Source organism: Aestuariibius violaceus (assembly GCF_040779325.2).
GTDB lineage: Bacteria > Pseudomonadota > Alphaproteobacteria > Rhodobacterales > Rhodobacteraceae > Aestuariibius > Aestuariibius violaceus.
This window is the reverse complement of sequence record NZ_JBFONT020000005.1, coordinates 46,345-69,396: the sequence shown is the minus strand read 5'-3', so window position 1 is coordinate 69,396 and position 23,052 is coordinate 46,345. Positions and strand designations below refer to the sequence as shown.

Annotated in this window: 24 protein-coding genes; 8 read left to right on the top strand and 16 right to left on the bottom strand. The window is 64.8% G+C overall.

Annotated elements, in window-relative coordinates:
• From AADZ90_RS15960 to AADZ90_RS15940, 5 genes are read right to left on the bottom strand one after another with little or no spacing between them, the layout of a single operon-like run.
• A complete protein-coding gene (locus tag AADZ90_RS15960) occupies positions 1 to 873 on the bottom strand; it encodes an SMP-30/gluconolactonase/LRE family protein (protein WP_367311662.1) in 873 nt (290 codons plus the stop codon).
• Positions 870 to 1,814 carry an ABC transporter permease gene (locus tag AADZ90_RS15955; RefSeq protein ID WP_367311661.1) on the bottom strand — a complete coding sequence of 315 codons (945 nt, stop codon included), beginning with the start codon at positions 1,812 to 1,814 and terminating at the stop codon, positions 870 to 872. Before AADZ90_RS15955 ends, AADZ90_RS15960 begins: the two co-directional genes overlap by 4 nt.
• The gene (locus AADZ90_RS15950) at positions 1,811 to 2,776 is read right to left on the bottom strand and encodes an ABC transporter permease (RefSeq protein ID WP_367311660.1); all 966 of its coding nucleotides are present in this window, start codon (positions 2,774 to 2,776) and stop codon (positions 1,811 to 1,813) included. The genes AADZ90_RS15955 and AADZ90_RS15950 overlap by 4 nt, the downstream gene beginning before the upstream one ends.
• On the bottom strand, positions 2,773 to 4,266 hold the full coding sequence (locus AADZ90_RS15945) for a sugar ABC transporter ATP-binding protein (RefSeq protein WP_367311659.1): 1,494 nt from the start codon (positions 4,264 to 4,266) through the stop codon (positions 2,773 to 2,775). The genes AADZ90_RS15950 and AADZ90_RS15945 overlap by 4 nt, the downstream gene beginning before the upstream one ends.
• A 41-nt stretch (positions 4,267 to 4,307) precedes the next feature.
• Positions 4,308 to 5,336, bottom strand: coding sequence for a sugar ABC transporter substrate-binding protein (locus tag AADZ90_RS15940; protein WP_367311658.1), 1,029 nt, complete (start codon positions 5,334 to 5,336; stop codon positions 4,308 to 4,310).
• A gap of 139 nt (positions 5,337 to 5,475) precedes the next feature.
• On the opposite strand from AADZ90_RS15940, the gene AADZ90_RS15935 reads away from it, so the two are divergent.
• Positions 5,476 to 7,518 carry a glycoside hydrolase family 31 protein gene (locus AADZ90_RS15935; protein WP_367311657.1) on the top strand — a complete coding sequence of 681 codons (2,043 nt, stop codon included), beginning with the start codon at positions 5,476 to 5,478 and terminating at the stop codon, positions 7,516 to 7,518.
• Positions 7,519 to 7,522: 4 nt separating this feature from the next.
• Here the strand turns inward: AADZ90_RS15935 and AADZ90_RS15930 are convergent, their stop codons facing one another.
• On the bottom strand, positions 7,523 to 8,431 hold the full coding sequence (locus tag AADZ90_RS15930; protein ID WP_367311656.1) for a LysR family transcriptional regulator: 909 nt from the start codon (positions 8,429 to 8,431) through the stop codon (positions 7,523 to 7,525).
• Positions 8,432 to 8,545: 114 nt separating this feature from the next.
• Between AADZ90_RS15930 and cuyA the strand changes: the two genes are divergently transcribed.
• The 7 genes from cuyA (at position 8,546) to AADZ90_RS15895 (ending at position 16,377) form a co-directional block, all read left to right on the top strand.
• A complete protein-coding gene (gene cuyA / locus AADZ90_RS15925) occupies positions 8,546 to 9,571 on the top strand; it encodes a D-cysteate sulfo-lyase (protein WP_367311655.1) in 1,026 nt (341 codons plus the stop codon).
• Positions 9,572 to 9,581: 10 nt separating this feature from the next.
• A complete protein-coding gene (cuyB, locus tag AADZ90_RS15920; RefSeq protein ID WP_367311654.1) occupies positions 9,582 to 10,358 on the top strand; it encodes a cysteate racemase in 777 nt (258 codons plus the stop codon).
• 30 nt (positions 10,359 to 10,388) lie between these two features.
• Positions 10,389 to 11,351, top strand: a complete 963-nt coding sequence (locus tag AADZ90_RS15915; RefSeq protein ID WP_367311653.1) for an ABC transporter substrate-binding protein — start codon at positions 10,389 to 10,391, stop codon at positions 11,349 to 11,351.
• Positions 11,352 to 11,436: 85 nt separating this feature from the next.
• Entirely contained in the window at positions 11,437 to 12,465 is a 1,029-nt protein-coding gene (locus AADZ90_RS15910) for a quaternary amine ABC transporter ATP-binding protein (protein ID WP_367311652.1), read from the top strand.
• Position 12,466: 1 nt separating this feature from the next.
• Positions 12,467 to 14,029 (top strand): ABC transporter permease, encoded by a 1,563-nt coding sequence (locus AADZ90_RS15905; RefSeq protein ID WP_367311651.1) that lies wholly within the window; start codon positions 12,467 to 12,469, stop codon positions 14,027 to 14,029.
• Positions 14,030 to 14,061: 32 nt separating this feature from the next.
• Positions 14,062 to 15,369 carry a histidinol dehydrogenase gene (gene hisD, locus AADZ90_RS15900; protein ID WP_367311650.1) on the top strand — a complete coding sequence of 436 codons (1,308 nt, stop codon included), beginning with the start codon at positions 14,062 to 14,064 and terminating at the stop codon, positions 15,367 to 15,369.
• Between the two features lie 12 nt (positions 15,370 to 15,381).
• Positions 15,382 to 16,377 carry a YeiH family protein gene (locus AADZ90_RS15895; protein ID WP_411997060.1) on the top strand — a complete coding sequence of 332 codons (996 nt, stop codon included), beginning with the start codon at positions 15,382 to 15,384 and terminating at the stop codon, positions 16,375 to 16,377.
• Between the two features lies 1 nt (position 16,378).
• On the opposite strand, the gene AADZ90_RS15890 is transcribed toward AADZ90_RS15895, so the two are convergent.
• From AADZ90_RS15890 to bchZ, 10 genes are all read right to left on the bottom strand, one after another.
• On the bottom strand, positions 16,379 to 17,698 hold the full coding sequence (locus AADZ90_RS15890) for a B12-binding domain-containing radical SAM protein (protein WP_367311649.1): 1,320 nt from the start codon (positions 17,696 to 17,698) through the stop codon (positions 16,379 to 16,381).
• Positions 17,698 to 17,958, bottom strand: a complete 261-nt coding sequence (locus AADZ90_RS15885; RefSeq protein WP_367311648.1) for an acyl carrier protein — start codon at positions 17,956 to 17,958, stop codon at positions 17,698 to 17,700. The genes AADZ90_RS15890 and AADZ90_RS15885 overlap by 1 nt, the downstream gene beginning before the upstream one ends.
• Positions 17,955 to 18,413 (bottom strand): hypothetical protein, encoded by a 459-nt coding sequence (locus AADZ90_RS15880; protein ID WP_367311647.1) that lies wholly within the window; start codon positions 18,411 to 18,413, stop codon positions 17,955 to 17,957. The genes AADZ90_RS15885 and AADZ90_RS15880 overlap by 4 nt, the downstream gene beginning before the upstream one ends.
• Positions 18,414 to 18,814: 401 nt before the next feature.
• Positions 18,815 to 19,045: an RC-LH1 core complex protein PufX gene (gene pufX, locus AADZ90_RS15875; protein ID WP_367311646.1), complete on the bottom strand. Its 231-nt coding sequence runs from the start codon at positions 19,043 to 19,045 to the stop codon at positions 18,815 to 18,817.
• A 10-nt stretch (positions 19,046 to 19,055) separates the two neighbouring features.
• Entirely contained in the window at positions 19,056 to 19,982 is a 927-nt protein-coding gene (gene pufM, locus AADZ90_RS15870; protein WP_367311645.1) for a photosynthetic reaction center subunit M, read from the bottom strand.
• Entirely contained in the window at positions 19,975 to 20,823 is an 849-nt protein-coding gene (gene pufL, locus AADZ90_RS15865; RefSeq protein ID WP_367311644.1) for a photosynthetic reaction center subunit L, read from the bottom strand. Before pufL ends, pufM begins: the two co-directional genes overlap by 8 nt.
• 71 nt (positions 20,824 to 20,894) lie before the next feature.
• A complete protein-coding gene (gene pufA, locus AADZ90_RS15860) occupies positions 20,895 to 21,071 on the bottom strand; it encodes a light-harvesting antenna LH1, alpha subunit (protein WP_367311643.1) in 177 nt (58 codons plus the stop codon).
• 17 nt (positions 21,072 to 21,088) lie between these two features.
• The gene (gene pufB, locus AADZ90_RS15855; protein WP_367311642.1) at positions 21,089 to 21,247 is read right to left on the bottom strand and encodes a light-harvesting antenna LH1, beta subunit; all 159 of its coding nucleotides are present in this window, start codon (positions 21,245 to 21,247) and stop codon (positions 21,089 to 21,091) included.
• 102 nt (positions 21,248 to 21,349) lie between these two features.
• A complete protein-coding gene (pufQ, locus tag AADZ90_RS15850; RefSeq protein WP_367311641.1) occupies positions 21,350 to 21,580 on the bottom strand; it encodes a cytochrome PufQ in 231 nt (76 codons plus the stop codon).
• On the bottom strand, positions 21,577 to 23,040 hold the full coding sequence (gene bchZ, locus AADZ90_RS15845; RefSeq protein WP_367311640.1) for a chlorophyllide a reductase subunit Z: 1,464 nt from the start codon (positions 23,038 to 23,040) through the stop codon (positions 21,577 to 21,579). The genes pufQ and bchZ overlap by 4 nt, the downstream gene beginning before the upstream one ends.
• Positions 23,041 to 23,052 lie beyond the last annotated feature (12 nt).

Sequence of the window (23,052 nt, the reverse complement as noted above, 5' to 3'; positions counted from 1 at the left end):
CTACCAGGCGCGGCCGCTGCGTGTGGTGGTCCTGATCCGGTAAAGGGATGTCGTGGCGGTGATGTAAAGCTCCGACAAGTCAGCGCCGCCGAATTCCACATTCGTCACCATCTCGGGCACCGGCACGTGGCCGACCTGCGTGCCGTCGGTGTCGTAGATATAGACGCCATCGCCGCCCGCCACCCAGAGGCGGCCTGTGGCGTCGACGCGCATCCCGTCGGGTACGCCGACCGGCATGACCGCGAAGTCACGCAGGTTCGACGCGGTGCCATCGGCGAAGTCCAGGGCAAGCACCTTGTGGTGCGTTTCGGAACTGTCGGAGACGTAGAGCGCCCGCTCATCCGGCGAGAGGCAGAGGCCGTTGGGGCGATAGATGTCGGTGACGACGGGCCGAGGGGCCTCGGCCGTGGCGCCCACGGCGAAGACGAAGGCGCCGTCGATCTCCTGCGCCTGCTGATAGCCGTGAAGCGCGCCTTCCAAGTTGCGGACCCCGAAGGGCGGATCGGTGAAGAGGATCAGCCCCGTGCTGGTGCAGATCACGTCATTCGTCGAATTGAGGACGCGGCCGTCGTAGCTGTTCGCGAGCGCCTCGCGCCCAGCCAGCGCGCCGTCTGGGCCAACGGTCAGCGCGGTCAGGCTGCGCGTCGAATGCTCGCAGGAGAGCACCCTTCCCTGCCCGTCCCGTGTGAGGCCGATGGCGAAATGCGCGTTCTCCATCCATGTGGACACGCCATCCGTCGACCAGCGCAGGATCGCATTGCCGGGGATGTCGGTGAAGAGAAGGCAGTCGTGCTCGGCCAGCCAGCAGGGCCCTTCGGTGAAGCTGAGCCCGCCTGCAAGCTGTTCGAGGTCACCGGCCAGAAGATCGCTCATCCCATTGCTCCTTTTCCGCGCACCCAGCGGTCGATCAGGACGACGCCGACGACCAGCGCGCCCTTGATGACCTGTTGGGTGTTGAAATCCACGTTCATGATCGCAAGCCCGTTGTTCAGGACGCCGATCAGCAGGACGCCCAGCATCGTCCGCGGCATGGACCCGTAGCCGCCGCCCAGACGCGTCCCGCCGATGACGGCGGCGGCTATGGCGTCGAATTCCAAGCCGATCGCGCCGTCCGCCCGTGCATTTCCGATGCGCGCAATCAGGATCATGCCGACGATCCCCATCAGCGCCCCGGTCATGGTGAAGATCGCGATCCGCAGCCGCCCGACCGGCAGGCCGAGCATCGCCGCGCTCTCGGCATCGCCGCCCAGCGCGTAGGTGTTCGACCCGAAGCGGGTGCGGGCCAGCAGCCACCACAGGACCAGCGCGACGGCGACGAGCCACCAGAATGCGGCGCGACTGCCGAGGAAGTCACCAGTGGCAAAGAGGGCGCGGAACCAGTCGGCATCGAAGAGGATCGTCTGGCCGCCGGTCAGCGTCAGCGCCACGCCCTGGGCGATGAAGAAGCTGACCAGCGTCGCAATGAAGCTCGGCACGGCGATGTAGACGACCAGGAGGCCGTTCAGCAGGCCGAACCCGGCCCCGACGAGCAGACCGATGGGAATGGCCCAGGCGCCGTATCCGGCGGCAAGCGCCAGCGCGGTCACGACCGCAGCGGCGGAGGCGACAGCGCCGACAGACAGGTCGATCTCTCCCGCCAGGATCACGAAGGTCATCGCCGCGGCGGCGATCCCGAGGATGGCGACCTGGCGGCCGATCCCGATCAGGTTCGACGGGTCGCGGAAAGCGGGGCTGATCAACATCAACGCGCCGATGACGAGGATGACGGCAAGGACGAGGCCGTAATCGGCGAGGTTCGCGCGGCGGAGGGTCACGGGCGCGCCCCGCTGGCCAGACGCTCCAGCACGACGGCGACCAAGATGATGACGCCTTTGACGATGTATTGCGCGTCGATGTTGATGTTCATCAGCACCATGCCGTTGTTCAGCGCCGCGATCAGCGCGGCCCCCATCAGGGTGCGGACAAGCGAGGCGCGGCCGCCGAAGAGGCTCGCCCCGCCGATGATGACCGCGGCGATGGCGTCGAGCGTCAGCGCGGGGACGGAGGCGGGCGCACCCGAGCCCAGCCGCGCCGCCGACAGAATCGCGGCAGCGGCGACGAGGAAGCCCATGATCGCGAAGACGGTGATCTTCCGTCGCCGGACCGGCACGCCGGACAGGCGGGCGGCGGCCGGATTGGCGCCGACGGCGTAGAGCTGACGGCCAGCCACCGTGCGGGTCAAGTAGAAGATCGCGACAGCGAAGGCGACCGCGGTGATCCAGAGCGGGACCGGGAGGCCCAGGAAGCGGGCGTCGTAGAAGAGGACAAGGAACGGCTCGCTCAGGATCGCGACGGAGATGGCGCCGGTGAAGACGAAGGACAGGCCGGTGGCGATGGCCATCATGCCAAGCGTCACGATGAAGGACGGGATGTCGCCCAGAACGGTGATGATCCCGTTCGCCATGCCGATCGCCGTCCCGAGGAGCAGTATGACCAGAACCGCCAGCGGCCACGGAAGACCCGCCCCCATGATCTGCGCAAGAATGACGGCGAGAAGCGAGACGACGGCGCCGACGCTCAGATCGATCTCACCCAGAAGGATGACGAGTGTCATGCCGAAGGCCACAAGCATCAATGTCGCGCTGTCGGTCACAAGCCGTTCGAAATTGCGAAGGTTGAAGAAGAAGTCGGAGGACAGACTGAAGAAGAGAAGGACGGCGATGAGCCCGGCATAAGGCAGGATATCACGCAGGAGACGGGCGATCGGGAAACGCGGGGATGGCTGTGCCGCGCTCATGCCGCTTGGTCTTCGCTGAAGGCGAGGTCGAGCAGCCTTTCTTCGGTCGCGTCCGCTGCAGAGACGACCCCCGCCACCTTGCCATGAGCGATGACGGCGATCCGGTCGGAGATCTGCAGAAGCTCGGGCAGTTCGGACGAGATGGCGAGGATCGCCGTTCCGTCCTCGGTCAGTTGTCGGATCAGGGCGTAGATCTCGGCCTTGGCGCCCACGTCGACGCCGCGCGTCGGCTCGTCAAGCAGGATCACCCGGGGCCGGATGGCGAGCCATTTGGCAAGCGCTACCTTCTGCTGGTTGCCGCCCGAGAGCGTTTCGACGGCCACGCTGCCGCTCGCTGCTTTCACTCCCAAGCGATCCATCCAGTCCCGCGCGAAGGCGACGATGCGGCGGGGCGGAACGATGCCTTTGGTGGCAAGCGTGTCGAGGCTGGGCAGGGCGATGTTGTCGGCGACCGACAGCGGCAGGACGAGGCCGAGGCCCTTGCGATCCTCCGACACGTAAGCCACGCCGCGCGCCAGCGCCTGCCGGATATCGCCCGGTGCGTAGGGCTCGCCGAAGAGGCGCATCTCGCCCGCATCGGGGCGGTCGATGCCCGCGATCAGGCGCGCAAGTTCGGTGCGCCCTGCCCCCATCAGCCCGGCGATGCCCAGCACCTCGCCCGTATGAAGCGTCAGATCGGCCCCGCGAACGGCCCGGCCGCGCGATAGCCCCCGCGCCTCGAGCGCGACGGGCAGCGTGTCGGGATCGAGCCCGTGGCGATCTTCGGCCACCTCCCGGCCGACCATCGCGCGGATCAGGGCGGGACGGTCGACTTCGGCGGTCTCAGCCGCCATCACGAAGCGGCCGTCGCGCAGGACGGTGATCCTGTCGGACAGCGCGAAGACCTCGGACATGCGGTGGGTGATGTAGACGATCGCGACGCCGTCTTCGCGAAGGCGGCGGACCAGATCGAACAGCAGCTCTTCCTCGGCCCGCCCCAGCGAAGAGGTCGGCTCATCGAGGATCAGGACGCGCGGGTTCTGGGCACAGGCGCGGGCGATTTCGACCATCTGACGTTGCCCGCTGCTGAGCGTCGCCGCCAGCCGCCCTGCATCGAGGGCGATGCCGAGGCGATCGAGGATCGCCTGCGCCTCGCCCCGCATTGCGGCCTTGTCCAGCCACAGGCCGCCTGCCCGGGTCGGTTCGCGCCCGATCAGGAGGTTTTCGACGATGGTCCGGTTGGGCAGGATCGTGAGTTCCTGAAAGACCGTGTGGATGCCCGCTGCCTTGGCCTCGGCCGGGGTGGCAAATCGCACGACGGAGCCGTCCAGCCGGATCTCCCCCGCATCGGGCGGGAAGAGGCCCGAGACGATCTTCATCAGCGTGGATTTACCCGCGCCGTTTTCGCCCATCAGCGCATGGACCTCGCCCGCGCGCAGATCGAACCGGGCGCCGTCCAGCGCCAGAACGCCCGGGAAGCGCTTTGTGATATGGGTCAGATCGAGGCGCATTGGGTCGGCTCCGGAAGGCGGACCCCAGGAGCCCATGATGTTCAGTTTTCCCAGGGCGGCGTCGTGCCGGGATACTGAACCTCCCACATCTCCTGATAATTGTCCGCCGTGACCAGAAGGTTGGGCGTGATGATCTCTTCGCACAGTTCGGCGCCGAGGGTCGCCTGGCTGAGCCCCTGCAACGCGGCGCGGCCTTGCAGCGCGGCCTGCTGGCCAGACAGCGCGACGATGTTGGTGTCGCCCGAATGGAACTGCATGTAGCCCGGCACCTCGCTGTCATAGCCCGCGATCGGGATGTCGCGGCCGGATTGCTCGACAGCTTCGGTCGCGGCGTTCACGGCAAGCGACCAGGTCGCGACGATCCCGGCGAGGTCGGGATTGGCCTGGATCACGTTGGTCGCGAGTTCCAGAAGGCGATCCTGGCTGAAATCGGACTGAAGCGAAATGATCTGCCCGCCCGCGGCGCCAACGGCGTCGAGCACGCCCTTCTCCCGGTCGCGGATCGTCTGCAACGCAAAGGGAATGCCGAGGATAGCGACCTGCGCGTTCGGGGCGCCGATCGCCTCCATCATCGCGGCGGTCGCGTCATAGCTGCCCTGGTAGGAGGCCGCGTTCATGACCGAGATCACCTCACCCCGCGCAGGGGCGCCGCCGACGATGAAGACCGGGATGTCCGCCTGGTTCGCGCGTCGGACGGCCTGCCCGATGGAGCCCGCATCGACGGCGGTCAGGAAGATCCCGTCGACCCCGCGCTGGACCAGCGCATCGAACTGGCTAAGCTGGGTGTTGGCGTCGAAATCGGCGTTGCTGACAAGGAGTTCGACGCCGAGTTCCTCGGCATAGGCCTCGGCCCCCGCGACCAGCGTGCGGCTGAAATCGTCGGACTGGTTGTTCGTCAGAAAGCCGAAGGTCAGCCCCCGCGATCCGATGTCCGAGGCCTGTTCGGGTGTCAATTCCAGCGCCTCGGCCGTTCCCAGACAGGTCTGCGCGGAAACTGGCGCGACCGCCAACAGGCCGATGATCACAGCCGCCGTGCCACGCGTCAGCGCGGTGAGTGTCGGGTATCCCATTGCTCTTCCTCCCATGAGCAGCGTTTCGCATAGCAGACCGCAGATCGGGGATTTTATCAATACAAACGTTTGTATTTTGCTTGCCGTGCCCCGCAACACAGGCGAGAGATGGGGTGTCTTCCAACCGAAGGTCGTCGTGATGCTCCGTGCCCTCTTTCAAGTTGACACCAATCGCCTCACCTGCCGGATCGGGCGCGAGACGCTATTGGTCGAACCGGTCGGGCCGTCGGCGATCCGCGTGCGCGCGACCAAGAACGCGCGCTTCGACGACACGCTGCCGAGCGGATTGCTGGACGACTTTTCCCCGCCAGAAGCGGAGCTGAGGATCGACGGCGATCTGGCGACCGTGACGACCGGGCGTCTGCGGGCCGAGATCCGCAAGATGCCGCGCGGGCTGGAGCCAACGCTGGAGATCGCGTTCCACGACACCGAGACCGGCGCGGTGCTGCTGGAAGAGGAGATGCCCCACATCCTCTACCCCAACACCCGCAACTACGACGCCGAAGAGGGCAACCTCTGGCGGATCGAGACGCAGTTCAAGGCCCATGAGGGCGAGCGTTTCTACGGGCTTGGCCAGCACCAGCACGGGCGGCTCGACCAGAAGGGCTGTGTGATCGACCTGTTGCAGATGAATACCGAGGTGGTGATCCCATTCCTCGTCTCCTCCCGCGGGTATGGCCTGATCTGGAACAACCCCGGCACCGGCCGGGTGGAGCTGGCGCAGAACCGCACGCGCTGGACGCTCGATGCCTCGCCGCAGATCGACTACGTCGTCGTCGCAGGGCCAGAGCCCGCGGCCATCCTGCAAGGTTATGCCGCACTGACCGGCCATCCGCCGATGATGCCCGATTGGGCGATGGGATTCTGGCAGTGCAAGCTGCGCTATTCAACGCAGGACGAGGTGCTTGAGATTGCGCGGGAGTATCACCGGCGCGGCCTGCCCGTTGGCTGCTTCGTCATCGACTTCTTCAACTGGACGAAGGGCGGCGAGGGCCGCATCGATCCGGCCGCCTTCCCCGACCCCGCCGCGATGGTGGCCGAGTTGGAGGCGATGGGGATGCGGCCCATGATCTCGGTCTGGCCAACAGTCAACGCCAATGCCGAGAACTTCGAAGAGATGCGCGATGCCGGCTATCTGATCGAGCATCGGCGGGGGGTGCAGGCGTCGTCCATCTTCCTCGACGCCAATTCCGAGGGGCGCGTGCCGCTGTCCTTCTACGACGCGACGAACCCCGACGCGCGGGCCTATCATTGGGCGCGCCTCCGGGAGGGCTATGTCAGGCACGGATTCAAGGCCTTCTGGCTGGATGCGAACGAACCAGAGGTCTATCCCGCCCATCCCGACAACCTGCGTTATCACCTGGGCGACGGGCGTGCGGTGACGAACGCCTATCCGGTGCTGCACCAGCAGGGCTATGCGGAGCATATGGCGGAGGAGGGGATCGAGGGCGGCGTGCTGCTATCGCGGTCGGCCTGGCTGGGCACCCAGCGCTATCCGGTAGTCGTCTGGTCCGGCGACGTGCATTCCACCTTCCCCGATCTCGCCCGGCAGATCCGTGCCGGGCTCAATATGGCGATGAGCGGGATCCCCTGGTGGACGACCGATATCGGCGGGTTCAAGGGCGGCGATATCCGCGACCCTGCTTTCCACGAACTGCTGGTGCGGTGGTTCCAGTACGGCGTCTTCTGCCCCGTCTTCCGGCTGCACGGCTTCCGGCAGGACAGCAACGGGGACGAGCGGTTGGGCCGCGACTTCCTCTTCGGCGGGGCGGATAACGAGGTGTGGAGCTTCGGGCCCGAGGTCGAGGCGCTGTTGACGGCCTGCCTGTCTCTGCGTGAGCGGCTGCGGCCCTATGTGACGGCACAGATGGCGGCGGCGCATGAAACGGGCGTGCCGCCGATGCGGCCCCTCTTGCTCGAGTTTCCGGGCGACCCCGACGCGGTCGGGGTGGACGATCAGTTCATGCTCGGGCCGGATGTCCTCGTTGCTCCGGTGCTCGAAGCCGGAGCGGCAGTGCGCAGGCTCTATCTTCCGAAGGGACCGACCTGGCGCGATGCGTGGAACGGCGAGTCGTTAGACGGCGGCCAGTGGATCGAGCGGGACTGCCCGATCGACTTGATCCCGGTCTTCCTGCGGGAAGGTGCGAACCCGGATCTCGTGGAAGCGTTCGGGTCCGACTGACCGGTCAAAGCGCGCGCTCCTGCCCCAACGTCGCGAGTTGCCGCCATGCCGCGAGGACGACCGGGTTCTCATCGGTCTTCCAGCGCCGGGCGATCAGTTCCATGTCGATGGCTCCAAGCTCTTCCGCCAGCTCCACCAGTTCCCCCTGTCCGATTGCATTTCGCGCCAGCGCACTCGGTACCCAAGCAACCCCAAGGCCGGATCTCGACAGCTGCAGCGCCGCCGTGGTCAGCCCCGTCTCTGCGACCACGTTGACCTGACACTTGCCTTCAAGACCCGGCAGGATATGGCGCGAAAGCGCGATGCCGAGGAAAACATCCGCCGGATATCCGATCAGCCGCAATTCGCCGTTGTGGAAGCGCCACATGATGTCGCGCGCGTGATCCTGCGCCGCGACCGGGATGAGCTTCTCGTGGCCCAGCGTGACTTCGGTCAACACGTCCGGCAGCTCTGCCGGAACCTCGGCGAGTATACGGTAGGTCAGCGCGACCGACGCCTCGCGCGTCATCAGCATCGTCTCGCATTCATCGAAATTGGCGGACCTGAGGCGGATATGGATCTTTCCCGGCTGGGTCAGGACCGACACCATCTCTGGCCCCAGCGCCGTCGTGATCGCGTGCTGGCTGGCCACAACGATCTGTCGCGCGCCGCTTCCATGTTCAAGGCGCATCTTCGACAGAAGTTGGCCCTGTGACGAGGCAAGCTTCCGCAGCTCCGCCTCATGCGCCTTGAGGATCGGGGACGGGCCACTTGGACGGGCGCTGCGATCGATGATGTCGAAGCCAAGAACATCCTCCAAAACCTTGATGCGCCTTGAAAACGCAGGTTGCGTGACATTGCGGCGCGAGGCGGCCTCGGCCACCCCGCCCCTGTCCAGAAGCGCGATCAGATCGTCCAGCCAGTCGACACGCATGGTTAGGCCCTTATATGCAGTTTACGCATAATATACGCCCAACTTTCTATTTGACCAAGCCTCGCAACAGGCGCACCCTGCCCCATCGTCGCCACTTCTTGCCTGGAGCGCTTGATGCACCTTTCGCGGTTTCCCCGAATTCAGCTGGCCCATCTTCCGACCGCCCTCGAACCGATGGATCGCCTGTCAGAGGCTCTGGGCGGGCCCCGGATCTGGATCAAGCGCGACGATTGCACCGGCATGTCGACGGGCGGGAACAAGACCCGCAAGCTGGAATTCCTGATGGCGGAAGCCCAAGAGCAAGGGGCGGACCTTGTGATCACGCAAGGGGCCACCCAATCCAACCATGCCCGCCAGACCGCCGCTTTCGCGGCTCGGCTAGGCATGGATTGCCATATCCTCCTTGAGGATCGCACCGGATCGAACGATCCCAACTACAATCACAATGGCAACGTCTTCCTCGACTTCCTGCATGGCGCGACGGCTGAGAAGCGCCCGGGCAGCGGGCTCGACATGAATGCCGAGATGGAGGATGTCGCCGACCGCTTCCGCGCTGAGGGACGAAAGGTTTACACGATCCCCGGCGGCGGCTCCAATCCCACGGGCGCACTCGGCTACGCCAACGCGGCTATGGAGCTTGTGACGCAGGCCAACGCAATGGGCCTGAGGATCGACCGGATCGTTCATGCAACCGGCAGCGCGGGGACGCAAGCCGGGCTCGTGGTCGGGCTTAAAGCCATCAACGCGCATATCCCGCTTCTGGGGATCGGCGTCCGCGCGCCGAAGCCGAAACAAGAGGAAAACGTCTTCAAGCTGGCCTGCGCGACCGCCGAAAAGCTTGGCTGCCCCGGCATTGTCCAGCGCGAGGATGTGGAGGCCAACACGGATTATGTCGGCGACGGCTACGGCATTCCGACCCCCGAATGCATCGAGGCGATCGAGATCTTCGCACGGCTCGAAGGGATCCTGCTCGACCCCGTCTATTCGGGAAAGGGTGCGGCCGGCCTGATCGACCTGATCAAGAAGGGCGCCTTCAAGGGGGACGAGAACATCGTCTTCCTGCATACTGGCGGTGGGGTGGCCCTCTTCGGCTACACCTCTGCCTTTCATTACGAGGGCCCGGCCCTCGCGGCGGAGTAAGCGGCGCCCGATGCGGCCAAGCGGCACATCCTCCCCTTTGCGCAGGATCGGCGTTCTCGGTGGCATGGGACCCGAGGCAACGGTCGATTTCATGCAGCGCGTGATCCGCGCTGTCGACGCGCGCGACGATGCGGATCACATCCCGCTGATCGTTCATAACAACACGCAGGTGCCCTCGCGCATCAATGCGATCCTCGAGGGCGCGGGGGATGACCCCAGTCCGGTTCTGGCCGACATGGCGCGAGAACTGACCGCGGCCGGGGCCGAGGCGCTCGTCATGCCCTGCAACACCGCCCATCACTACGCCGCCCGGATCGCGTCGGCGACGCCCCTGCCCTTCCTCAACATGGTCGAACTTGCAGCCGCCCATGCCCGGCACGTCACCGGCGGCCGCCCTCTTGGCCTTCTGGGTTCGCCCGCGCTTGAGAAGGTCGGCGTTTACGATCCCGCGCTCGCCGCCCAAGACATCAAGCCCATCCATGCCCGTACCCCCGACCGCCTGCTGGCCACGATCCGGTCGGTCAAGGCGCAGGGTCCGTCCGAGATCGCAGCCCACACGCTCAGCACCGTCGCCGCCGAGATGGCGGAGGACGGTGCGGCGGCGATCTGCGTGGCCTGCACGGAGTTTTCGCTACTGCTCAAGGATATCGGCGCACCGGTGCCGATTTTTGACTCCCTCGATCTTTTGGTCGACGCTGCCGTCAGGTTCTCCAGATCCGGAGACGCGACTGCACAAGACCCCACCAAGGCAATGCCGGCAGTCACCGCCGGCGCGCATGTTGCATAGACAAGTCACTCAACAGGGAAAGGTGATGTAATGATGATGAGAAAGTCCGCCCTCGCGCTTTTGGCCTCCGCGGCCATCCCGCTGATCGCCGGATCCGCGCAGGCCGCCGACCTTGTGCTTGGCGTGCCGAACTGGCCGGCCGCCAACGCGACGTCGAACATCCTCAAGGTCGTGATCGAGGAGAACTTCGGCCTGGAGGTCGAGCTGCAGAACGGCACCAACCCGATCATCTTCGAGGCGATGGATGCTGGCTCCATGCACCTCCACCCCGAGGTCTGGCTGCCGAACCAGGTCAACCTGCACGACAAATACGTCAATGAAGAGCAGTCGGTCGTGATGAACGAGAACCCCGTTCAGGCGATCCAGGGCATGTGCGTGACGCAGCACACCGCCGACACCTACGGGATCACGTCGATCAACGACCTGACCGATCCCGACAAGATGGCGGTGTTCGACAAGGACGGAAACGGAACGCCCGAGGTGTGGATCGGCGCGCCTGGCTGGGCCTCGACCGTGATCGAGAAGATCCGCGCCAAGTCCTATGGCTACGACCAGACGATGGAGCTGAAGGAATATGACGGCACCGTCGCCTGGGGCGAACTGGGCGCCGCGGCCAATGCGGACGAGCCCTGGATGGGCTTCTGCTACGAGCCGCATTTCATCTTTGTGGCCTACGATCTGGTCTATCTCGACGAGCCGGAGCATGATCCGGCGACCTGGACCATCATCCAGCCGACGGACGATCCGGCCTGGCTCGAGAAATCCGAGGCATCGACCGCCTGGAAGGGCGCGACTCTGCACCTGCACTACGCGGCGTCGATCCGCGATGACTTCCCGGAAGTCGCCGCCATGCTCGACAATTACGAGATGCCGCCGGAAGTGCTGAGCCAGGCGGGCTATGCCCTCTCGGTCGAAGATGTCGATGTGGAAACCTTCGCGCAGGACTGGGTCGCCAATAACGAGGATATCGTCCTCGGCTGGCTGACCAACTGATCGCCGGACCGACACCACCCGGACATGTCCCCGATCGGGGGCATGTCCCATGCTTGACCGGATCCCGAACGGGGCGTGCACCATTATGACCGAACACGTAGTAGAGCTTTCGGGGGTCTGGAAAGTCTTCGGCGAAAGAGCCGACGAAACCATTGCCGAAGCTGAAAAGACCGGGCTGACAAAGGCCGAAGCGCTCGAAAAATTCCGAACCGTGATCGGCGTGCGCGATGCCACCTTCTCGGTCGCCCGGGGCGAGATCTTCTGCATCATGGGTCTGTCGGGCTCGGGCAAGTCGACGCTCGTGCGCCATGTGAACCGCCTCATCGACCCCACCGCAGGCACGATCCGCGTTCTTGGCGAAGACGTCAGCGCCATGGGTCAGACCGCCCTGCGCGAGATGCGCGCGCGCCACATCGGCATGGTCTTTCAACACATGGCCCTGATGCCGCACCGGTCAGTGCGCGAAAACGTGGCCTATCCGCTCGAGATCCGGAAGATCCCGAAATCCAAGCGCTGGGCGATCTCGGACCATACGCTGGGCCTCGTCGATCTGAGTGGTTACGAGGATCGCCTGCCGAAGGAGCTTTCCGGCGGCATGCAGCAGCGCGTCGGCATCGCCCGTGCGCTCGCCTCCGACCCCGAGATCCTTCTGATGGACGAGCCCTTCTCGGCGCTCGACCCGCTCATCCGGCTGCAATTGCAGGACCAGTTCAAGACGCTCGTCCGCGATCTGAACAAGTCGACGCTGTTCATCACCCATGACCTCGACGAGGCGATCCGCATCGGCCACCGCATCGCGATCATGAAGGACGGGGTGATCGTCCAGATCGGCACCCCGGAACAGATTGTGACCCAGCCCGCCGACGACTATGTGCGCGAATTTGTCCAGGGCATCTCGCGCCTCAAACTCGTCAAGGCACATACGATCATGACACCGCTCAACGGCAGCGCGCCGCCAGAGACCGCCCACCGTGTCTCGGGCGAATGCGATCTTGACGCGCTGATCGACGTTTCGGTGGATTCCGATCAGCCGCTCATCGTGCAGGAAAACGGACAGGACGTGGGCGTGATCAGCAAGACGACGCTCCTGCGCGGCATTCAGGGAGGACGCTGAGATGGCTGTGACCGATATGGGAACCGTCCCTCAAAGCTCCTCCGTCAGCGATATCGAGGTCGACCGGGCAGAGCTTGACGCCTCGATCAAGGATTTCGCAGGCCCCAACGCCGACTATTACGCCAAGGCCTTCCACACGATCCATGACAGCACCGGCGCCATTCCGAAGGTTTTCAACTGGGCCGCGGCGCTTGCCGGCCCGTTCTGGGCCGGGGCCCGTGGCATCTGGGGCATGTTCTGGGCCTTCATTATCCTCGAGATCATCGCCTTCGTGCAGATCGGCCGCGGGACGTGGGGCGAATTGGGCGCGACCGAACTCGCCCGGGCCGAAGGGCAGGAAGCCCGCGCCCAACAGTTCTTCCAGCAATCCGCAGACGCGATAGCCGCAGGTGAAGATGGATCGCGGCTCCAGACATTGGGCGAGAACCTGATGCGCGCCGCCGAACGCTCCCGCGAAACGGCCGCGGCGGCCGCGGCGGATGCGCAGATGATCCTGCTTTCGGGGATCGCCCTTCTGTTGCTTCTGCGCGTCATCCAGGGTGTCTGGGGCAATGTCGCCTATGAGAAGCAATACAGCCGCTGGCGGGTGGAGCCCGATGCCGTCCCCTCCGGCATGCAGCTCAAGAACATCGCGCTTGGAATCGCCCTTGGCATCGTCATCATTCCTCTGACCGTCTACCGTTTCACGGTCGAAGGCGTCATTGATTGGCTGACGGAGTTTCCCGCCAATCCCGACCACTATTCCGACAGCGCCCGCTGGCTGGAAGCGGTGATCGACGACGCCGCGCGAAACGGCGCAGGCGCTTTCGACGGCATCGTGCTGGCCGTGCGCCGGGTGCTCGACACGATTTCCGTCGCTTTGATCGGCACGCCATGGCCCGTGGTCATGACGGTCATTATCGTCGTCGGCTGGCGCGCCGCAGGCCCGCGTGTCGCGATCTTCACCGCCGCCGCGCTCGCCTACATCGCCTTGCTCGGCTACTGGGAGATCGCGATGGAAACGGTGGCGCTCGTCGGCGCAGCCGTGGTCCTTTGCGTCGTCATCGGCATCCCGCTGGGCATCTGGTTCGGCAAGTCCAAGCGCGCCTACGGCTTCGCCGAACCCGTGCTCGACCTGATGCAGACGCTGCCCGCCTTCGTCTATCTCATCCCTATCATCGCCTTTTTCGGCACCGGCAACCCGCCCGGCATCCTTGCGACGATCATCTTCGGAATGCCCCCCGTGATCCGGCTGACGGCCCTTGGCATGCGCGGCGTGCCCGACAGCATCAAAGAGGCGGCCACCGCCTTCGGCGCGACCCGTTGGCAGCTTTTGAAAGACGTGGAACTGCCCCTCGCCCTCCCCTCCATCATGACGGGCGTCAACCAGACGATCCTGATGTGCCTGTCCATGGTCGTCATCATCTCGCTGATCGGGGGTGGCGGGCTTGGCCAGGTGATCCTTGAGGCGCTTCAATTCGCAGCCAAAGGCCCCGGCCTTCTGGGCGGCTTCGCAATCCTCTTCGTGGCAATGGTGATCGACCGGATCGTGCAGGGCGCGTTCCGGCGGGCCGACCAGCGCTGACCTCAACCCCGAACCGCAGGAACCCACAGCAGATGTCCGTCACCTACCTCAAGAAATCGGTCATTTCCGCCGAACACGGCCAGGCCGATGTGCGCGACATGGTGCAGGTCATGCTGTCGAACATCCGGCAAGAGGGCGACGAAGCCGCGCTGCGCTATGCCGAACAGCTCGACGGGTGGGACGGTCCCGCGGTCGTCTCGGGAGAGGAGCTCGCAGCCGCCGGAGAAAAGGTCTCCCAACGCCTGCGTGACGACATCCAGTTCGCCCATGACAATATCCGCCGCTTCGCCGAGGCGCAGAAAGCCACGCTGACCGATTGCGAGATCGAGCTGCATCCGGGTTTCGTCGCCGGACAGAAGTCGATCCCCGTAGGCGCCGCCGGCTGCTACGTGCCGGGCGGACGCTACAGCCACATTGCCTCTGCCCTCATGACGATCACAACCGCCAAGGTTGCGGGGGTCGAGCACATCACCGCCTGTTCGCCGCCAAAGCCCGGCATCGGCGTCCCCCCCGCGATCCTCTACACGATGCATCTGGCGGGCGCCGACGCTGTCCTGAACATGGGCGGCGTCCAGGGCGTCGCCGCCATGGCCTTCGGCCTTTTCGGGCTGCCCTCCGCCGACATCCTCGTCGGCCCCGGCAACCAATACGTGGCAGAGGCCAAGCGGATGCTCTTCGGCGAGGTCGGGATCGACATGTTCGCAGGCCCGACCGACAGCATGGTTGTCGCCGACGAAACCGCCGACCCCTATCTGGTCGCCTGGGACCTCGTCGGCCAGGCCGAGCACGGCTACAACTCGCCCGTCTGGCTTGTCACTTCATCCCGCCCGCTCGCGGAAGAGGTGATGCGGATCCTCCCCGACCTCATAGCGGACCTGCCCGAGACCAACCGGATGAACGCAACTGCCGCCTGGACCAACTACGCCGACGTGATCCTGTGCGACACGAGGGACGAGATGGCCCAGATCTGCGACGAATATGGGCCAGAGCATCTGCACATTCAATGCGCCGGCCTCGACTGGTGGCTCGCCCGCCTGCGCAATTACGGCTCTCTCTTCCTCGGCGAAGAGACGACCGTCGCCTTCGGCGACAAAAGCGCGGGGCCGAACCACGTCCTGCCCACTTCGGGCGCGGCGCGCTATACCGGCGGGCTTTCCGTCCACAAGTTCATGAAGACGGTCACATGGCAGCGCGCGACGCAGGACGGCATGCGCCCCGTGGCCGAGGCGACCGCCCGCCTGTCGCGCCTCGAAGGGATGGAAGGCCACGCCCGCACCGCCGATATCCGGCTCGAGAAGTTCTTTCCCGACGAGATCTTCCAGCTCTCCGCGACCGGCTGAGGGACCCCTGCCATGATGACGATGCTGACCTCGCTGCGTACGGGGTACCGGGGTCTTTTGCTCGCACTCACCGTGGCGCTCTGTGCAGGATTCCTGTCGGACCATTACGGCGCACCGGTGATGCTGTTTGCGCTGCTGATCGGGATGGCCTTCAACTTCCTCGCCGATCATCCTCTCTGCAAGGACGGCGTCGACTTCGCCGCGCGTAATCTCTTGCGGCTTGGCGTGGCGCTTCTGGGCTTCCGCCTGAGCCTCGCGGATGTCGAGGCGGTCGGCCTTTGGGGCGTGGCGGTTGTTCTTGGCCTGGTCGCGATGACCGTGGTCAGCGGGCTCCTCCTCGCGCCGCTCTTCGGCCGCTCCCGTCATCTGGGTCTTCTCACCGGGGGGGCCGTCGGCATCTGCGGCGCGTCCGCCGCCCTCGCCCTCGCCGCGGTCATGCCCCAGCGCCCGGGCTTTCAGCGCGACGTCCTCTTCACGGTCGTCGCCGTCACCACCCTCAGCACCGTCGCGATGGTGCTCTATCCGCTTCTCTTCGACGCGCTCGGCTATAGCGAAGGGCAGATCGGTTTCCTGATCGGCGCCACGATCCACGATGTTGCGCAGGTCGTGGGCGCCGGCTACTCGGTCGGCGAAACGGCGGGCGACCAGGCCACGCTGACCAAATTGATCCGCGTCCTGATGCTGCCGCTCGCCGTCCTCGCCTTCTCGCTTGCCTTCGCGGGGCGCGGCGAAGGCGCCCGCCCCGGCCTCCCGCTCTTCGTTATCGGCTTCATCGCGCTGATGCTCGCCAATTCCACCGGCCTGGTCCCCGAGCCCGTCGTCGCGATCTTCGTGGAGACCAGCCGCTGGCTCCTCATCGTCGCGATCGCTGCCCTCGGTATCAAGACGTCGCTTGCCAGCTTCGCCGATCTCGGCACCGGGGCCGTCCTGCTCGTGGTCCTGCAGACCCTCCTGCTCCTCGCGGCCGCCATAGCCCTCGTCAGCTGGAACGGGTTTCTGACGCTCTAGCTCATGCGGCGCTCTGCAGCCGCGCTTTGGCCAGGTCCATGTAGTGCCGCTTCCGCCGCGTGAACTCCCGGTCGTTGTAGACCTCCGAGGCGAGCCAGACGAACCCCTCCTCCAGCTCCTCTACGCTCATCTTCGCAGGTACGAAATTGACATCGAAGAGCGTACACCGATCCCAATACCGCTCCTCCAACAACCGCCCGTCGCGCTTCAGCCGTTCATAAAGCGGCGTTCCCGGAAACGGCGTCTGCACCGTCAGCTGCACCTCGATCAGGTTCGAGGTGCGGATGAAATCCCGCAACTCCTCGAAAACCGCGGTCGTATGGGAATCGAGCCCCAGAACGAAGGTCCCGTTCACCGTGATCCCCGCCGCCTGGATGCGAGAGATCGCTGCGAGGTAGCTGTCGAACCGCTTTGCCTTCCAGTTATGCGGATCGATGTCCAGCAGCCCGCTCTCGCTCGGGCTTTCCAGCCCGATCAGGATCTGCTTGCACCCGGCCCGCGCCATCAGATCCAGTAGTTCCGGATCCTCCGCGACCGAAATGTCCGTCTCGGTAAACCAGCGCAGACCCAACGGCTCCATCGCGCGGAGCAACTCCTTCCCCCACTTCTTGTTCACGAAGGTATTGTCGTCGGCGAACTCCACGAACGGGTTCTCGAAGGCTGCCGTCGCGGCCTTCAGTTCCTCGATCACCAGATCGACCGGCTTCTGTTGGAAACTCGAGGTAATCCGGATGCTCGCCGCACAGAACTCGCAGTTGATCGGGCAGCCGCGCGAGGTCTGGACCGTCACGCGGTTGTAAGGCCGTCCTTCCAGCAAATCGAACCGGGGCTTCACGTAGGTGCCCGGCGTAAACACCCCTTTGCGTAGCCCCTGATAGCGCCTTTTCATACGCCCCGCCTTGAAATCTGCGACCAGCTGCGGCCACGCCCCTTCCGCCCCGTCGACGACGATGGCATCTGCGTGCTCCTGCGCCTCGTCCGGCATCAGTGAGACATGAAGACCGCCCAGAACCACTGGCACGCCCATCGCGCGGTATCGGTCGGCCAGCTTGTACGTCGCCTCGATCCGCGCCGTGAAAGAGGACAGACCGACAAGGTCAAACCGCTCAAGCGCTTCGTCCTCGCTCGGCAGAGCGTCGTATTCCAGGTACTCCACTTCGACATCCGGCGGCGTCAGCGCGGCCACGGTCAGCAATCCAAGGCTTGGCAGCGACGCGATCACCTTGCCCCGATTGACAAAGCCCGGCAGCGTCACGCCAAGCTCGGCCAGTTCCTGCGTCCGCACCCGGACGCCGCTCATCGCGATCAGACCGATCCGCATCAGACCACCTCCGCCTGGGGAAGCAGGGCCGCTTCGACGATCTCCAGCATACCGGCGATGGTCGACGCCTTCTCGCTGTCGAGATCATCAATGATCAGGTCGAACCGATCCTCGACCTCCGACAGCAGCTCCAACCGCCCGAGGCTGTCGAGGCCGATCGCCTCGTTCAGATCCTCGTCGACCTTCAGGCCGGCAATGTCCGCCTCCGTGATCCGGCTCAGCGATTTGCGGATCTCGATCTCGATCTGGTTCCGGGTCATCTCAGCTCTCCTTGATAATTGCGAACGGCGCTGATCGCCGCGATGGCAAGCGCTGTGGTGAGGGCAAGCATCGGGATCGGGGTGAGGAATTTCAGCGGCTCCCAAACCGCCGCGGCGATCAGGGTCGTCGGCATCAGCACATTGCCCGCCGCCATCGCCTGCAGCCCCAATCGGTCGATATCCGGGCGCAGCGGAGCCTCGGTGATCTGACGGGCGACGAGCATGTGCAGGATGCCCAGCGCGAACATCGCCACATGGGCCAGCCGCAGAAAGCGTCGGGAAAGCGAGTCGTAATCCCCGATCCAGTCGGGCGTCGGGACCGGTCCGTCAAAGGACCAAAGCCCCATCAACCCGCCGCTCAGCGCCCCGGCAAGGATCGAGCACCAGGCAATCGCGGCTGCGCGGGACCGCCGGATCGCCCTTGTTTCACCTGCTAAAATAGATGCGTTTGACATTGCATATTCCAATTTCTTGAACACTGCTCAAGTTACATACAGTGAAAATGAACATTGTTCAATACTCTTGTAGCATCTCATCACAAGCTGACCTGCTAGATCGCTGCAAAGGGATCAGATCACCCGCGGTCCCGGCTCATCAGACAGGCTCCCGAACCTGTGAGAGCGATCACAGCCGGAAGCGGCCGACCCCACCCGACCTGCTCACTGCGTGTTGGAAGCCTTGGTCATTGAAAAAGGCACCGCGAGAGGTTCACTCTCGCGGTGCCACTTTCCTGTAGCCAACAGGAAGGGAACCGGGGACGCCTTCAAGTGGATCGGTACCCCCGAGGATCGACCGTCCGGGAAGTGGCGGCCGAACCGGCTTCCGGATGGGCAGCCCAAGGGCTGCCCGCCGGATCTCAGGCGTAGGGCACGTCCTCTACCACCAGAAACGAGGTCGGCGTGGGGTCCAGCGCCTCTTTCGACTCCGCCGGCAGCAGGGCCGAGATGCCGAGAAGGATCATGTAGCCCGCCAGCAGCACCAGCAGGACGACCGCCGCATAGGCCGCCCCCTTGAGCTGGAGAAGCAGCACGTCGCCATAGAGCCGCGATGTGCCCTCGGGGCGGAGATAGTTGTGATCGTCGCTCATCCCTGTCTCCTCAGTTAACCGGCGCATAGCCGTGGTCCTGCGCCCAGGCGAACCAGTTGTCGACGACCGTGCCGGTCAGCAGGATACCGATGCCGCCGGTCAGCGTGGTCAGGACCGCGAACCACCACGCCCAGCGGTGGATCCCCTCCATCGAGGCGTTGAAGCCCATCGTCCAGCGCCAGAACAGCGCCGCCCGCTCTGATGCTGTCCCGCGGTCCACGATCTGCTCGATCTCGCGCTCGCCGCCAAAGCGGCTGACGGCGAGGATCGTCGCCCCGTGCATCGCGAAGAGCAGGGCGGATCCGTAGAGGAACACGATGCTCAAGGCATGGAACGGGTTGTAGAAGAGGTTGCCGTAGGTGATCGAGAACAGGTTCGTCCAGTCCAGATGGGTGAAGATCCCGTAAGGCACCATCTCGGACCACGATCCCATCAGGATCGGCCGGAACAGACCCAGGACGAGAAACAGCCAGATCGCGCTGGCGAACGCCCAGGCGACATGCTTGCCCATCCCCAGCGCCTCGGCCCTGAGATAGGTCCGCACCCACCACGTCAGCACCGAGATCAGCAGGAAGAACGACGCCAGAAGGAAATAGCCCCCATCCCCCATCGGTGGGATCGACAGGCCATACTGCGCCGGTGGCGGATCCAGCGAGAGATAGAAGAGATCCCGCAGGAAGACGCCGGGATTGTACCCAGCCTGATCCCAGAAGCTGAGGCCCACCATCACGAACCACAGCGCGCCGGTCGCCAGCGAGATCACCCCGAAGGTGCCCAGATAGATCGGCCCCAGCTGGGCATTCCCGAAGAGCCCGAAGAGGGGCGAAAACCCGCCCTTCCCCCAGCGGCGCTCGCCGATATTCTCGGCCGTGTCGATGCCCATCTCCGGCGGGCCCTGGACCTGCACCTGAGTGAAGATGTTCTGATACTCAGCCATTGACGCCTCCCTCAAGGTCGATCCACCAGGGCAGATCCACGTACCAGTACCACCAGACGATCCACTCCTCGAACCAGACGGTGCCCGAGATCACGATGCAGACCGCGCTCCAGAAGCCTGCATTCAGCGCCAGGAACAACCCTAGCCGGTGGATGCCGAGCGGCCCGATCGAATAGCCGATCAGATCGCGGAAATAGGTGTCTTCATGCTCGGGCGACTTGATCTCTTCGCCCTTCGGCGGGTTCACCGCCGACAGAACCAGCGACCCGTGCAGCGCCAGCGCGAGGCACGTGGTGAAGAAGAACGTGATCGCGATCATGTGGGCCGGGTTGTAATGGAAGTTGCCGTAGGCGTAGCCCACGTTGTTCACCCAATCGAGGTGGCTCCAGATCCCATAGGGGAACCCGTGCCCCCAGGCGCCCATCAGGACGGGGCGGATCACCACCAGCGTGAAATAGGCGAAGATCGCGACGCCGAAGGCAAAGGGCACGTGATAGCCCATCCCCAGCTTCCGGCAGATCTCTACCTCGCGCATCATCCAGCAGGTGAACGACCCCAGCGCGCAGATCGTGATGATCTGCCACAGACCGCCTTCGGCGAGCGGCGCCGCCTGCAGGCCGTATTCCAGCGCCGGCGGATCGATCGAGATCAGCCAGGGGTTCCATGTGTCCCCGATCGCCGCGCCATAGAAAACAAGGATCACGCCAAGCACCGTGAAAAAGAACCCGGTGATCCCGAAAAATCCGACATAGAACGGCCCGACCCAGAAATCGAACAGGTCGCCGCCCACAAGCGTCCCTCCACGGACGCGGTACTTTCTCTCGAAACTGAGCTGTGCCATTTCGATACTCCCTTCGGGCCTCGTTTGCCGCGGGCGGGCATCCCGCCCGCAGCCTTGTCAGTAAACCGGTCTCAGTTGGCCATAACCGCCGCCGCTTCGTCGGCGAAGGCGCGCTGGAACCAGTTCGTCCCTGGATTGCTCAGAAGAACCAGGTGGATCATCGCCGCGAGCAGGAACAGGAACACGCCCTGTGCCACGAACACGCGACGCGGATCGAAGATGAGCCAGATCTTGTAGAACTGTGCCATTTAGATACGGCCCTCCTCTAACCCCACGAGAACCACGGGAGCTTGATGTAGGTCAGGATATGAGCGACCAGTGCGATGATCGTGAAGATCGTCAGACCGCTCATATAGACCGAATGCAGCTCCTGGGCCTGCTCGTCGGTGAGACCTGTGAAAGACAGGTCCGTTCTGTCAGCCATGCATTTCCTCCGGAAAGATGAACTGATACCGCGCAGCCCCCGCGGCCGGGTATGTGCGGGGGCGCGTCCCCCGCTCTGTGGGTCGTGAAACCCGCAGTTCCGTCATGCCGAAAAGATCATCGGCGTGATGATGCGCGCCTGGCTCCAGGCGGCCGAAATCGGGTCCTTGTCGGGCAGGCTCATCTGCCGCCCCGCCTTCAGCACCCATGTGACGCAGGCCAGCGGCAGGGTCGCGGCGAAGATGACCCCGAAATAGGCGTAGTATTCGCGCTTCGGTGGCGCGTGGCGGACCTTCGGCTCGGCCGGGGCAAGGTCGGAAGTCATGTCGGTCATCTCTGTCCTCCTCTGACAGGGTGCAGCGCTTGCACCGTCTCGATCACGACCCGGTCGTGACCCTGGTCGAGCGCGGCTTTCTCCGCCGCATCCCGTAAATTCTTGGCTGCCGAAATCCGCGTCAGCACCGGATGGGCCGCGACGATGGCATCCAGCGCCTCCTGCGCCTCCGCATCCCATGGGAAATCGCGCCGCAGGGGGGTCGGTGTCGCCTCCACCTCATCCATGTCCGAGGCCAGGGGCAGGATATGGAACAGCGCGTCGAACAGGCCGTTGCAGACCTCCTGAACCAGGTAGGTCGCGCCCGCATAGCCCATGAACGGCGTACCCGTGGCCCGCCGGATCGCGGCGCCCGGAAAGCTCGCCGGAATGAACGCGGGCTGCGGCCCGTGCCCGCCCTTGGCTTCAGCCAGATACATCTTTTCGTTGATCGACCCGAAAACGATCAGCGGCCTTTCCGCATGGATGCGCGTGCGCACATCCTCGTTGTCGGTCTTCTTGCCGGCCATGCGGGCCGTCGCGAATGCACACGGCAGCCCCATATCCTCTTCCAGGAACAGCCGGATACCGCGCGTATAGGTCTCGTTCGCGACGATGGCGAAGCTCGCCGTGGCAAAGAAATCCTGCGTGACAGACCGCCACAGATCCCAGACTGGCTTGATCGTCGAATGCTTCTCGCGGGTGATGAACGGCTCGGGATCAAGCTCCAGCATCTCGCCCAGCTTGCGCAGGAACCGCGTCGTGCTCTCCAGGCCGATCGGCGCCTGCAGATACGGCTTGCCCAGCACCTCGGCCAGGCCGCGCCCGAACTCCCGGTACATCACGACATTGGCGTCGGCGTTCACGAGGTTCCGCATCTCGGCGATATGCGCGCCCAGCGGCATCACCATGTTGACCTCAGCCCCGATCCCCTCGACCAGACGCCGGATCTCGGCCAGGTCGGACGGCATGTTGAACGTGCCGTACATCGGCCCCAGGATATTGACCCGCGGCTTCGATCCCTCGGGCCGGGCAACCTCCTTGGGCATCCGCCCCTTGGTCATCCCGAACTCGGTAAAGATCCAGGTCATCGCCCGATCGGCAGCCTGCCACTGATCCTCATCGATGGTCCGCGGCAGGAAGCGCTGGATGTTCGTTCCTTCGGGCGTCACCCCGCCGCCGATCATCTCGGCGATCGATCCGGTGACGACCACCGCCGGAAGCGCGGGGTCAAGCGTCTTCCACGCCCGCGTCATCGCGCCTTCGGTTCCGTCGCGCCCCAGCTCTTCCTCGCCCAGGCCCGTGACGACGATTGGCAATTCATGGGGCGGCAACGCATCGGTGTAGTGCAGAACCGACGTCACCGGCAGGTTCTCGCAGCCCACCGGCCCATCGATCACGACCTGAAGCCCCTTCACGGCGCAAAAGGCGTAAACCGCCCCCCAATAGCCACCCGCCCGGTCGTGGTCGGTCACAAGCATCGCGCCCTCCCG